Origin of the sequence: Streptococcus oralis subsp. oralis, assembly GCF_002096455.1 — a bacterium.
In the GTDB taxonomy this organism is placed as follows: Bacteria; Bacillota; Bacilli; order Lactobacillales; family Streptococcaceae; genus Streptococcus; species Streptococcus oralis_CY.
The window spans coordinates 159396-172004 of sequence record NZ_NCUL01000007.1; the positions used below are offsets into that span (position 1 = coordinate 159396).

11 protein-coding genes are annotated in these 12609 nt (G+C 42.4%); 6 read left to right on the plus strand and 5 right to left on the minus strand.

What is annotated here, in order from left to right; genetic code table 11:
* The 3 genes from B7720_RS03250 to nrdI all read left to right on the plus strand — a co-directional run bounded on the left by B7720_RS03250 (position 1) and on the right by nrdI (position 2426).
* Complete coding sequence (locus B7720_RS03250; RefSeq protein ID WP_000278905.1) at positions 1 to 1287, plus strand: response regulator transcription factor; 1287 nt, start codon at positions 1 to 3, stop codon at positions 1285 to 1287.
* A 58-nt stretch (positions 1288 to 1345) separates the two neighbouring features.
* Entirely contained in the window at positions 1346 to 1879 is a 534-nt protein-coding gene (locus tag B7720_RS03255; RefSeq protein ID WP_000740038.1) for an ABC transporter permease, read from the plus strand.
* Positions 1880 to 1955: 76 nt separating this feature from the next.
* Entirely contained in the window at positions 1956 to 2426 is a 471-nt protein-coding gene (nrdI, locus tag B7720_RS03260) for a class Ib ribonucleoside-diphosphate reductase assembly flavoprotein NrdI (RefSeq protein ID WP_000724244.1), read from the plus strand.
* Positions 2427 to 2506: 80 nt separating this feature from the next.
* Here the strand turns inward: nrdI and B7720_RS03265 are convergent, their stop codons facing one another.
* The 3 genes from B7720_RS03265 to argS form a co-directional block, all read right to left on the minus strand.
* Positions 2507 to 3769, minus strand: a complete 1263-nt coding sequence (locus B7720_RS03265; RefSeq protein WP_000084703.1) for an NRAMP family divalent metal transporter — start codon at positions 3767 to 3769, stop codon at positions 2507 to 2509.
* A 197-nt stretch (positions 3770 to 3966) separates the two neighbouring features.
* Positions 3967 to 4212 carry a hypothetical protein gene (locus tag B7720_RS03270; RefSeq protein ID WP_000084866.1) on the minus strand — a complete coding sequence of 82 codons (246 nt, stop codon included), beginning with the start codon at positions 4210 to 4212 and terminating at the stop codon, positions 3967 to 3969.
* Between the two features lie 334 nt (positions 4213 to 4546).
* Entirely contained in the window at positions 4547 to 6238 is a 1692-nt protein-coding gene (argS, locus tag B7720_RS03275; protein WP_049519236.1) for an arginine--tRNA ligase, read from the minus strand.
* A gap of 154 nt (positions 6239 to 6392) precedes the next feature.
* Between argS and argR the strand changes: the two genes are divergently transcribed.
* Positions 6393 to 6839: an arginine repressor gene (argR, locus tag B7720_RS03280; protein ID WP_001231483.1), complete on the plus strand. Its 447-nt coding sequence runs from the start codon at positions 6393 to 6395 to the stop codon at positions 6837 to 6839.
* A gap of 50 nt (positions 6840 to 6889) precedes the next feature.
* The gene (gene mutS, locus B7720_RS03285) at positions 6890 to 9424 is read left to right on the plus strand and encodes a DNA mismatch repair protein MutS (protein ID WP_084856512.1); all 2535 of its coding nucleotides are present in this window, start codon (positions 6890 to 6892) and stop codon (positions 9422 to 9424) included.
* 40 nt (positions 9425 to 9464) lie between these two features.
* Here the strand turns inward: mutS and B7720_RS03290 are convergent, their stop codons facing one another.
* Both B7720_RS03290 and B7720_RS03295 read right to left on the minus strand, forming a co-directional pair.
* A complete protein-coding gene (locus B7720_RS03290; RefSeq protein ID WP_000743970.1) occupies positions 9465 to 9923 on the minus strand; it encodes a DUF3021 domain-containing protein in 459 nt (152 codons plus the stop codon).
* Complete coding sequence (locus tag B7720_RS03295; RefSeq protein WP_000861944.1) at positions 9920 to 10360, minus strand: LytTR family DNA-binding domain-containing protein; 441 nt, start codon at positions 10358 to 10360, stop codon at positions 9920 to 9922. Before B7720_RS03295 ends, B7720_RS03290 begins: the two co-directional genes overlap by 4 nt.
* 208 nt (positions 10361 to 10568) lie before the next feature.
* On the opposite strand from B7720_RS03295, the gene mutL reads away from it, so the two are divergent.
* On the plus strand, positions 10569 to 12518 hold the full coding sequence (mutL, locus tag B7720_RS03300) for a DNA mismatch repair endonuclease MutL (protein ID WP_000018196.1): 1950 nt from the start codon (positions 10569 to 10571) through the stop codon (positions 12516 to 12518).
* Positions 12519 to 12609: the final 91 nt, after the last annotated feature.

The following is a 12609-nucleotide window of genomic DNA, read 5'->3' on the forward strand; positions in this document are numbered from 1 at the left end:
ATGTATAAAGTTTTATTAGTAGACGATGAGTACATGGTGACAGAGGGGCTCAAGCGATTAATCCCCTTTGAAAAATGGGATATGCAAGTCGTCGCAACAGCTAATCACGCAGATGATGCTTTGGACTATATTAAGAAAAATCCAGTAGATGTGGTCATTTCCGATGTCAACATGCCAGATAAGACCGGACTTGAGATGATTAGGGAAATGAAAGAGCTACTTCCAGATACCTATTATATCTTGCTGTCTGGTTATCAGGAGTTTGAGTACGTTAAAAAAGCCATGAACCTTAGTGTCGTGGATTATCTGGTCAAGCCAGTAGACAAGGTGGAGTTGGGCAATTTATTAGAAAAAATTGCGCAGCAGCTTCAGGAAAAGGTGGAACAAAGTCAGACCCTCAGTCAAGAATTGGATGAGACAGGATTTACGAACTACCTGTCAGGTAAAGACAGCTGGTGGATTGGTCTATCCAAGGAAAAGCAGGGTTCTTTTACCATTCCTTACTATGTTTTGGGGCAAGACTGGCAGATTTTCATCTCTGATCAACCGCTCGATGGCATCGTCGTGACACCATTTGAAGCACCCTACCAGCAGTCCTTTGAGAATTGGAAGATCAACGCTGAAAAAGCCCTCTTCTACGGTTCAGTTAATCTAGAAAAATCCGAGAGTTTGTTTGCCTATTACGAGCCGATTTATCGGGTGATTATCCAAGGGAATATCAATCAAATCATCGAAGAATTAACCTTGCTAGAGAAGGTCGTCTTGGAGAATACCCCGCGCGTGGCTATCACGAAGCAGCTCTTTACCCAGTTTGTCATGGATGTCTTTCATTTGTTTGAACACCTAAAAGCAGATGATATGACCGAGATTGTCAAAGCTATCCATGCCATTAACACCTTTGAAGAATTGGTTGCCTATATCAAAGAAACCTTGACCAAGTTCTTTGGCCAGTATCGCATGAATGAAAATGTGGTGAGCGTTCTGGAGGTGATTGGGCGTGATTATCAGAAAGAGCTCTCACTTAAGGATATTAGCAAGGATCTCTTTATCAATCCTGTCTATCTCGGTCAGCTGATCAAGAGGGAAACCAACTCAACCTTTGCGGAATTGCTCAATAAACAGAGAATTAAGGCAGCGCAGCAACTCTTACTGTCGACCAGTGATAGCATCGAAGATATTTGCTATGCAGTTGGCTATAGTAATGTTGGATATTTCTATAAGGTTTTCCGTAAATTGTGCGGAAAATCACCGAAAGCTTATCGGAAACAAGTTGAAACTAGCTTGTAAAAGTTGTATTCCTGTACAAAAAATGCTATAATGTTCAAAATATCTTTTGGAGGAAAACATGAAAAAGAATCCTATTTATCTTTGGGTTTTGTTAGTCTTATCAGCCCTCATTTCATCTATGTCATTATTTGGAATCTTGAGTCCATTGCCAAGTAAAGATGTGCTTCGTGCTAGCCTGGCGAATAGCGGGACGCTTACTGCTCAGCAATTAGAAGACACAGTCAACTATACTTACCAAGTAACAGCGTCATCGCACTCTATTTTTAATACGTTGTTGATTGTTTTATCTGCAATTTTAGTTGTAGTAGCCTTTGTATTTCTAGTACGTAAAAATGTGCAATTCGCAAACTATGCTTATATTGGCTATGTTCTACTAGCGATTGTTGGTTTGGTTTATAGCTATATGAATGTTCAAGATGCGGTTCAATTAATCAAAGATTCTACCCTCGGCCTAGGAATGGGAGCATTTGCACAAGGAACGAATATTTTGTTCATCATTATCAATGTTCTCTTTTTAGCCTTAGTCTTTTACAAGATGTGGCGCCAACAAAAAGATTTGGCCGAAGAAGTCGAAGCAGAAGAAGTTGCCTAAGTATTGACAAAAAAGGACTATCAAGTTACAATCTTGTTAGTTCTTTTTAAATCGTAAACAAAAAATCGAGGTCAACATGAAAAAAATATCCCTAGTGTATATCAGTCTGAGTGGGAATACAGAGAGTTTTGTAACCCGACTCAAGGACTATCTCTTGTCTCAGTATGAGGGAATTGAGGTCCAAAAAATCCATATCAAGGATTTGGTCAAGGAAGGCCAAGAATTCTTTGAAATGGAACATCCCTATGTCGCTTTCTTGCCGACCTATCTGGAAGGTGGAAATGGTGTCGATAACGGCGATGTTGAGATTCTAACGACTCCAGTGGGCGACTTTATCGCTTATGGAGACAATGCTAGTAAGTGTTTTGGGGTAGTGGGATCTGGTAATCGCAATTTTAACAATCAATACTGCCTAACAGCCAAGCAGTACAGCCAGCGTTTTGGTTTCCCCGTTCTAGCAGATTTTGAAATGAGAGGCATGCTGGGAGATATTAAAAAAGTCGCAGCAATCATTGCAGACTTGTATGAGTTAGAGACAGAAAAATAAAGTAGTACTGAGGGGCAGTTGAGATTTTCAACTGCTTTTGAGTATGCAAAAAGCACCCTGTCAGGGTGCCATTTTATAAACTATCCTGCTTTTCCGATGGCAAGTGCATAGATAAAGAAGATAGCGAAGCCAAAGAGGAAAATCAATCCTGCGATAGCGAGGAGTTTTAGCCAAGAAGGAAGATTTTTATTCTCACGTGTCACCAATACATAGTTCAAAAGAGCGAAGAATGGTGTTGTCAGGAAAGAACCGATCATGGCAAAGCGAAGCATGGTGGAAACTTGACCAGCAAAGAATTTAATAATTACGATACCAATGATAGCGGTAATGGTCATCCAGATGTTCAAAGATTTGCGAGAATCCTCTTTTTGACGAATCAAGAGTCGCAGCGATTCCTGATTGACACGAGAGTAGCCATCGATAACGGTGATGACCGTTCCAAAGATACAGAGAAAGGCGATAAAGGTGATCAAATAACGGGACCATTCTCCAAGAACAGAGGCATACATACCCACAAATTGAGAAATGTACTTGGCTGAAGCTGCTTCAACTGCTTGTCCTGTAGGATACTGAATCAGTGCTCCTAGTGCCACGAAGAATACAGCTAGGATAGCAGTTCCAATGTAACCAACGTTAAAGTCGAAAAGGGCGTCCGCTGTATTAAAGTTGACGGTCTTTTTCTTTTCAGCAGACCAGAGTGAATTGACGGCTGAAATTTCAATAGGGGCAGGCATCCATCCTAAGAGGGAAACGATAAAAGGGAGTGCCGCCATTTGCCAAGGTGTCTTTTCGACAAAATCAGAGCTGTATTCTGGATGTTTAATTGCTGCAATGATAACTGCAAGAACAGTTGCAATGGTCAAAGCAGACATGATCCATTTTGCCATACCATCTAATAGTTTGTAGCCACCAAAGAGTAGCATGGCCCAAATGACTGCAACAAGGATAAGGGACCACTGAGTGATGCTAAGTCCAATCATTGGGAAGGCGCTAGCGATGATGGCTGAGCAAAGGATAGCGACTCCAGCTGTATTAACCATAGCAGAGAAGACATTGAGGACAAAGAAAATCCAGAGATAGATTTTTCCTTTTTCAGCATAGCCTTCTACCAAGGTTTTACCAGTGTCGGCAGTATATTCGGCACCAAAACGGAAAAATGGATATTTAAAAACATTGGCCAAGATAACCAAGAGGAGTAGTGACCACCCATAAGAACCACCAGCTTGAGTAGAGGATACAATGTGAGAACCTCCAACGGCAGCAGAAGCCATTAGGATTCCTGGCCCCATTGCCTTTAGTTTGCTTGCCCAGGTTGACTGGTTTGATAACGTAACTTGTGACATAATAAACACTCCTATTTTTGAATTTTCAGAATAATCTGAATAGATAGCTACTATTCTACAAAAATCTTAAAGGAAATGCAAGACCATTTTGAAAAAATATAGAAAATTACAGAAAACTTTACATGCATTAATGAAATTTCTCCAAGGAGAATATGGTAAGCCTAAAAAATCCGAGAAGAAAGCTTCTCGGATTTTGATTATTTCAATTGATCTGTGACGTCTTTTGAGAGCAACATTCCCAGACGGTAAGTTTTATTGATATGTGCAATGACATCATTGATATTTTCAGTCGTGTGAATTTTCTCTTTGATGTCAGACCTAAATGTCTCGTCCTTCAAAAGTTGCTCTTGGTAGAGTCTTTGAAGTCTTTCCTTCTCGTACTTATTGAGCAGAAAAAGGAAAACCAAGCTAAGTACAACGAGGATATAAGCATATTGGCTCATAAGGAATCTCCCAGTGTGATAAAGAAATAGTAAAAGTGAATAAATTGTTTCATTGAAATGCTACAATGCCGAACACAATATAAATGTTATTTTGCCTCAATCTTTCAGATTGCTTTCAAGTAATTTAAAAGATTACGACATGAGCCTAACCAAATCGATATTATTTGGTCTGGTGAATTAGTAAAGCGTTTGGGCAACTCGTACTGGTTACGACGTAAAGAAACATAAATCGACAATATTTATGTTTCTTTACTAGTGAAGCGCCTAGCCAAAGTCCGAATAGGATTTGGCGTTAGTTACTTAGATTGCTTTGCAATCAAGTAACTTTGGCGATTTACATCTTCTCTGGCGCTTCTACTCCGAGCAAACGAAGGGCTTCTTTGAGGACCACTGCGGTTGCGTAGCTGAGTGCTAGACGACTGTCGCGCTCAGGACTTTCATCTAGGATACGTGTATGTGCATAATATTTGTTAAAGGCTTGAGCCAGACTAATCGCAAATTTCGCAATGATAGAAGGTTCAAAGTTATCTGCTGCACGATTGATAATACGTGGAAAGTCTTGGAGTAGTTTTATGATTTCCCAGCTTTCAGCATCATTCAGGCTGTAGTTGCCAACTGTATCTGGCTTGAAATCGGCTTTGCGCAAGATAGATTGGATACGAGCGTAGGCGTATTGAACGTAAGGTCCAGTTTCCCCTTCAAAGGATACCATAGCTTCAAGGTCGAAGTCATATCCATTTGTACGGTCGGTCTTAAGATCATAGAACTTGATAGCCCCAACTCCAACAGCGTGGGCAGCCTGGTCTTTATTTTCTAACTCAGGATTTTTCGCCTCGATTTGGGCCTTGGCACGACTAACAGCCTCAGCGATAGTCGGTTCTAGCAAGATGACATTTCCTTTACGGGTAGAGAGTTTTTTCCCTTCTTTTGTTACCAATCCAAACGGAACATGGACAATGTCTTGGCTCCAATCGTAGCCCATCTCTTGTAGTACTGCCTTGAGTTGTTTGAAGTGGGCAGATTGCTCTTGACCAACAACATAGATGGATTTTGCAAATTGGTATTCCTTTTTACGGTAAAGGGCTGCAGCCAAGTCTCGTGTGATATAGAGAGTTGCACCATCAGATTTCTTGATAAGGGCTGGATGTTCAATTCCATATTTCTCAAGATTGACAACTTGAGCCCCTTCTGACTCAACAAGAAGTCCTTTTTCAGCGAGAATGTCTACAACAGCATCCATCTTATCGTTGTAGAAGGCTTCTCCGTTGTAGCTGTCAAATTCGACTTGTAATTCATTGTAAAGGCGGTTGAATTCCACTAAACTTTCATCACGGAACCATTGCCAGAGAGCTAAGGCTTCCTCGTCTCCATTTTCCAGTTTGCGGAACCATTCGCGTGCTTCTTCATCCAAGCTAGGGTCTTTTTCAGCTTCAGCATTGATGCGAACGTAGAGTTTAAGAAGTTCATCGATTGGATGCGCTTTAACGGCTTCCTCATTTCCCCATTTCTTGTAGGCAACGATCAGCATTCCAAACTGTTTGCCCCAGTCTCCCAAATGGTTGACCTTGACCGTTTGATAGCCGATTTTTTGGAAAATATGTGACAAGCTATCTCCGATAACCGTTGAGCGCAAGTGACCAATAGAGAATGGTTTTGCGATATTAGGACTAGACATGTCGATAACGATATTTTCTTTCTTGCCAATGGTTTGGTCGGCATAGTGCTCTTTTTCAGTGATAACATCCTGTAATACCTGAGCCGAAATAGCAGATTTATCAAGGAAAAAGTTGACGTAAGGTCCTGTAGCAACAACCTTTTCAAAGGCTTGACTATTGATTTTTTCAGCAATATCTGTTGCAATCATTTGAGGAGCTTTACGCTCGACTTTTGCTAGAGAAAAGGCAGGGAAGGCGATGTCTCCCATTTCTGAGTTTTTAGGTGTTTCCAGTAAATTTAAAATAGCCTCTTGGTCCAGGCTATCAACGACGCTAGCCAACTCGCTAGCAATCAATTCTTTTGTATTCATAAGGGCTCCTTTTGGGCTTTTTTACTATTTTAACACAATTTACTACATTTTTTGAGAAAGAAAAGAATTTTTTTGAATTATCTAGTTTTTTTGGTATAATGTAGTTATAAAATAAATGTAAAACTTGTTATAAATATTCACTTAAGAGGATAATATGAGAAAAAGAGAACGGCATCAATTGATTAAAAAGATGATCACCGAAGAAAAACTTGGGACACAAAAAGAGATTCAAGATCGTTTAGAAGCTCGTAATGTTTATGTGACACAAACGACTTTGTCGCGTGATTTGCGTGAAATCGGCTTGACCAAGGTTAAGAAAAATGATATGGTGTATTATGTACTAGCAAATGAGACAGATAAGATTGATTTAGTTGAGTTTTTGTCTCATCACTTAGAAGGTGTTGCAAGAGCAGAGTTCACCTTGGTACTTCATACCAAACTTGGGGAAGCTGCAGTCTTAGCAAACATTGTAGATGCAAACAAGGATGAATGGATTTTAGGAACGGTTGCTGGTGCTAATACCTTATTGGTTATTTGTCGAGACCAGCACGTTGCCAAGCTGATGGAAGATCGTTTGCTAGATTTGATGAAAGATAAATAAGGTCTTGGGAGTTGCTCTCAAGACTTATTTTTAGCAAGGAGAGATGGAAAATGGCAACAGAAAAGCTATCACCCGGCATGCAACAGTATGTGGATATTAAGAAACAATACCCAGATGCTTTTTTGCTTTTTCGAATGGGTGACTTTTACGAGTTGTTCTATGAAGATGCAATTAATGCAGCGCAAATTTTGGAAATTTCCTTAACAAGTCGGAATAAAAATGCAGAAAATCCGATACCCATGGCGGGTGTCCCCTATCATTCTGCCCAGCAGTATATCGATGTTCTGATTGAGCAGGGCTATAAAGTTGCCATTGCAGAACAGATGGAGGATCCCAAACAAGCGGTCGGAGTTGTCAAGCGAGAGGTGGTTCAGGTCATCACACCTGGAACGGTCGTTGATAGCAGTAAGCCGGATAGTCAGAATAATTTCTTGGTTGCCTTAGATCGTGATGGCAATCAATTTGGTCTGGCTTATATGGATCTGGTGACAGGTGATTTCTATGTGACGGGGCTATTGGATTTCACGTTGGTTTGTGGGGAAATTCGCAATCTCAAGGCTCGAGAAGTGGTGCTGGGTTATGACTTGTCTGAGGAAGAAGAACAAATCCTCAGCCGTCAGATGAATCTGGTGCTTTCTTATGAGAAGGAAGGCTTTGAGGATATTCATTTACTGGATCCACGACTGGCAGCTGTGGAGCAAGCGGCAGCTAGTAAGCTCCTCCAGTATGTTCACCGTACCCAGATGCGAGAATTGAACCACCTCAAACCAGTTATCCGCTATGAAATTAAAGATTTCTTGCAGATGGACTATGCGACCAAGGTTAGTCTGGATTTGGTTGAGAATGCCCGATCAGGCAAGAAGCAAGGCAGTCTTTTCTGGCTTTTGGATGAAACCAAAACAGCTATGGGTATGCGTCTCTTGCGTTCTTGGATTCACCGTCCATTGATTGATAAGGAGCGAATCATCCAACGTCAAGAGGTGGTGCAGGTCTTTCTTGACCACTTCTTTGAGCGCAGCGATTTGACAGACAGTCTCAAGGGTGTTTATGACATCGAACGTTTGGCTAGTCGGGTTTCTTTTGGCAAGACCAATCCCAAGGATCTCTTGCAATTGGCGACCACCTTATCCAGTGTACCACGGATTCGTGCGATTTTAGAAGGCATGGAGCAACCTGCCCTAACCTATCTTATCGAACAGTTAGATGCCATCCCTGAGTTGGAGAGCTTGATTAGTGCTGCCATTGCTCCTGAAGCTCCTCACGTGATTACGGAAGGTGGCATTATCCGTACGGGATTTGATGAGACCTTAGACAAGTACCGTCGTGTGCTCAGAGAAGGGACTAGCTGGATTGCTGAGATTGAGGCTAAGGAGAGAGAAAACTCTGGCATCAGTACGCTCAAGATCGACTACAATAAAAAAGATGGTTACTATTTCCATGTGACTAATTCGCAACTGGGAAATGTGCCAGCCCACTTTTTCCGCAAGGCAACGTTGAAAAACTCAGAACGCTTTGGTACCGAAGAATTAGCCCGTATCGAGGGGGATATGTTGGAGGCGCGTGAGAAGTCAGCCAATCTAGAATATGAAATCTTTATGCGTATCCGTGAGGAAGTCAGCAAGTACATCCAGCGTTTGCAGGCTTTAGCCCAAGGAATTGCGACAGTTGATGTCTTGCAAAGTCTCGCAGTTGTGGCTGAAACCCAGCATTTGATCAGACCTGAGTTTGGAGAGGATTCACAAATAGGTATCCAAAAAGGGCGCCATGCTGTCGTCGAAAAGGTCATGGGAGCTCAGACCTATATTCCAAATAGTATCCAGATGGCAGAAGATACCAGTATTCAGCTGATTACAGGGCCCAACATGAGTGGGAAGTCAACCTACATGCGCCAGTTAGCCATGACTGCGGTTATGGCCCAGCTGGGTTCTTATGTGCCGGCAGAAAGCGCCCATTTGCCTATCTTCGATGCTATCTTTACCCGTATCGGAGCAGCAGATGACTTGGTTTCAGGTCAATCAACCTTTATGGTGGAGATGATGGAGGCCAACAATGCCATTTCGCATGCGACCAAGGATTCCTTGATTCTCTTTGATGAATTGGGACGCGGAACTGCAACTTATGACGGAATGGCTCTGGCCCAATCCATCATCGAATACATCCATGAACATATCGGAGCCAAAACTCTCTTTGCGACCCACTACCATGAGTTGACCAGTCTGGAGTCCAGCTTGGAACACTTGGTCAATGTCCACGTGGCAACCTTAGAACAGGATGGACAGGTCACCTTCCTTCACAAGATCGAACCAGGACCAGCTGACAAATCCTATGGTATCCACGTTGCTAAGATTGCTGGCTTGCCAGCAGAACTTTTAGCAAGGGCGGATAAGATATTGACTCAACTGGAGAATCAAGGGACGGAAAGTCCTGCTCCCATGAGACAAACAAGCGCTGTTACTGAACAGATGTCACTCTTTGACGCGCCTGCAGAGCATCCTATCCTAGCAGAATTAGCTAAACTGGATGTATACAATATGACACCGATGCAGGCTATGAATGTCTTGGTCGAGCTCAAACAAAAGTTATAAAAAAATCCCACTCACATTTTTGTGAGTGGGATTTTCTCTATTACTTTTTATGGGCCAAGAGTTGATTGATGTGGTCTACTTTTTTAGCTTCTCTTTTATAGAGAATAGTCCAGATGATGAGGTAGACAATCGCAAACTCTGGAATAAGCTGGAGATAGAAGGTCCAGTGGAAGGGGAACCAACCAGCCAGAGTTGCTAGTGGAACAAAGCCAGCCAGCATGAGGAAGAAATGGGAAAGTGTGGCACGGAGCAAGCTCCAGTCACGGCTGAATAAACGACTGCCAAAGCTAAAGAGAACACCGATAGCTGACCAGATGACCATACAGTAGAGCAAGACTAGAGCACCGTGAACCTGATGTTGAGCCATCGCTTGGCCGATAAGAGACTCGGGGCTTAGTGGGGCATAGGTATTTGGTGCATAAATGAGTGAAAAGAGGATAGAGAGGATGAGGCCGATAAGTACACCAGCGGCTGCATCGTGAAAGATTTGTTTTTTCATAGTTCTAATTTCTCCTTGATGGTTTTTAGGTAACGGCGTGAAGAGTAGGTGAAGCTTTCATTTTTTAAGAAAATTTCAACCAGACCGTTGGGCGTGAGCTTGAGATGAGAGATGGAGTCGATATTGACGATTTCTGATTGGGAAATTTGGATAAATGTGGTCGGCAGAATGTCAAGAACTTGATAGAGACGCAAATCAATAGTGTAGGTATGAGATGCAGTTTCTGCAAGAACCTTGCGATTCTCGATATAGAAGCGTTGAATCTTGCTAATCTTAACTAGATAGACCTGGTCATCAATCTTTCCTTTGATTGTTTCTTTTTGGTCAAGATTTTCTGCGAACTCGATGACTTTCTGGACTTTTTCGGTCGGCTGAGGAGTTTGGACAATCAGCTTTTCCTCCTCATAAGTCTCCTTAATCTGTAGTTCTACTTTCATAAATTTCCCTCCTTACATTTCATACAAAATTGTGATCACTTCCTGTACACCTTTATTAAACACTATTTTACGACCCATGGCAAGAGCTTTTGTCTATGTGGAGAGATTTGGAGTCTATGTGGTATTTGCTTTTTCTGGTAACATCTGAAATATGGTATAATAGCACTAATCAATTTCTAGGAAAATAGATACAGAAAGGGGCTGAAAGATGTCTCATATTATTGAATTGCCAGAAGTGTTGGCAAACCAGATCGCGGCAGGAGAGGTCATTGAACGTCCTGCCAGTGTGGTCAAAGAGTTGGTAGAAAATGCCATTGATGCGGGTTCTAGCCAGATTATCATTGAGATTGAGGAAGCTGGTCTTAAGAAGATTCAAATCACAGATAATGGCCATGGAATTGCCCACGATGAGGTTGAGTTGGCCTTGCGTCGACATGCGACCAGTAAGATAAAAAATCAAGCAGACCTCTTTCGGATTCGGACGCTTGGTTTTCGTGGTGAAGCCCTGCCCTCTATCGCTTCTGTCAGTGTCTTGACTCTGTTGACGGCGGTGGATGGTGCGAGTCATGGGACCAAGCTCGTTGCGCGTGGGGGAGAAGTTGAGGAAGTCATCCCAGCGACTAGTCCTGTGGGGACCAAAGTTTGTGTTGAGGACCTCTTTTTCAATACACCTGCCCGTCTCAAGTATATGAAGAGCCAGCAAGCGGAGTTGTCTCATATCATTGATATTGTTAACCGTCTGGGATTGGCTCATCCTGAGATTTCTTTTAGTTTGATCAGTGATGGCAAGGAAATGACACGGACAGCAGGAACTGGTCAACTGCGACAAGCCATCGCAGGAATTTATGGTTTGGCGAGTGCAAAGAAGATGATTGAAATTGAGAACTCTGATCTAGATTTCGAAATTTCAGGTTTTGTTTCATTGCCTGAATTGACACGAGCAAATCGTAACTATATCAGCCTCTTCATCAATGGCCGTTATATCAAGAACTTTCTACTCAACCGTGCTATTCTTGACGGTTATGGAAGCAAGCTCATGGTAGGGCGTTTTCCACTGGCTGTCATTCACATCCATATCGATCCTTATCTGGCTGATGTCAATGTTCATCCAACCAAGCAAGAGGTGCGGATTTCTAAGGAAAGAGAGCTGATGGCACTTGTCTCAGAAGCTATCGCAAAGAGTCTTAAGGAACAGACCTTGATACCTGATGCTTTAGAAAATCTTGCCAAGTCGACCGTGCGTAATCGTCAAAAGGTAGAGCAGACCATTCTCCCACTCAAAGAAAATACGCTTTACTATGAACAAACAGAAGTAACAAGACCGACTCAAGTTGAGGTTTCAGACCATCAAGTAGGCTTGACTGAAGAAAGACAGGATTTAACCCTGTTTGCCAAGGAAACCTTGGACCAGTTGACCAAGCCTGCAAAACTGCATTTTGCAGAGAGAAAGCCAGCTAGCTATGACCAACTAGACCATCCAGAGTTGGACCTTGCTAGTCTCGATAAAGCCTATGATAAGCTGGAGCGAGAAGAATCATCAAGCTTTCCAGAATTGGAATTTTTCGGACAGATGCACGGGACTTATCTCTTTGCCCAGGGGCGAGATGGACTCTATATCATTGACCAGCATGCAGCTCAGGAGCGGGTTAAGTACGAGGAATACCGTGAAAGCATCGGCAATGTTGACCAGAGTCAGCAGCAACTCTTAGTGCCCTACATCTTTGAATTTCCTGCGGATGATGCCCTTCGTCTTAGAGAAAGAATGCCTCTCCTAGAGGAAGTAGGTGTTTTTCTAGCAGAGTATGGAGAAAATCAATTTATCCTGCGTGAACATCCTATTTGGATGGCAGAAGAGGAGATTGAGTCAGGCATCTATGAAATGTGTGATATGCTCCTTTTGACCAAGGAAGTTTCGATCAAGAAATACCGAGCAGAGCTGGCTATCATGATGTCCTGCAAACGGTCTATCAAGGCCAACCATCGCATCGATGACCACTCAGCCAGACAACTCCTTTATCAGCTTTCTCAATGTGACAATCCTTACAACTGTCCCCACGGACGTCCTGTTTTGGTGCATTTTACCAAGTCGGATATGGAAAAAATGTTCCGACGCATTCAGGAAAATCATACGAGTCTCCGTGAGTTGGGGAAATATTAAGAACACAAAAAGCCTTTGTTTTTTCCAAACAAGGCTTTTTAGCTTTTCTATGGTGGGAATTTTGAATGGACATGGCAACTTGCCATGAGGT

Coding starts and splice junctions, on each gene's coding strand:
- B7720_RS03250 (WP_000278905.1), top strand. CDS start 1: ATGTATAAAGTTTTATTAGTAGACGATGAGTACATGGTGACAGAGGGG.
- B7720_RS03255 (WP_000740038.1), top strand. CDS start 1,346: ATGAAAAAGAATCCTATTTATCTTTGGGTTTTGTTAGTCTTATCAGCC.
- nrdI (WP_000724244.1), top strand. CDS start 1,956: ATGAAAAAAATATCCCTAGTGTATATCAGTCTGAGTGGGAATACAGAG.
- B7720_RS03265 (WP_000084703.1), bottom strand. CDS start 3,769: ATGTCACAAGTTACGTTATCAAACCAGTCAACCTGGGCAAGCAAACTA.
- B7720_RS03270 (WP_000084866.1), bottom strand. CDS start 4,212: ATGAGCCAATATGCTTATATCCTCGTTGTACTTAGCTTGGTTTTCCTT.
- argS (WP_049519236.1), bottom strand. CDS start 6,238: ATGAATACAAAAGAATTGATTGCTAGCGAGTTGGCTAGCGTCGTTGAT.
- argR (WP_001231483.1), top strand. CDS start 6,393: ATGAGAAAAAGAGAACGGCATCAATTGATTAAAAAGATGATCACCGAA.
- mutS (WP_084856512.1), top strand. CDS start 6,890: ATGGCAACAGAAAAGCTATCACCCGGCATGCAACAGTATGTGGATATT.
- B7720_RS03290 (WP_000743970.1), bottom strand. CDS start 9,923: ATGAAAAAACAAATCTTTCACGATGCAGCCGCTGGTGTACTTATCGGC.
- B7720_RS03295 (WP_000861944.1), bottom strand. CDS start 10,360: ATGAAAGTAGAACTACAGATTAAGGAGACTTATGAGGAGGAAAAGCTG.
- mutL (WP_000018196.1), top strand. CDS start 10,569: ATGTCTCATATTATTGAATTGCCAGAAGTGTTGGCAAACCAGATCGCG.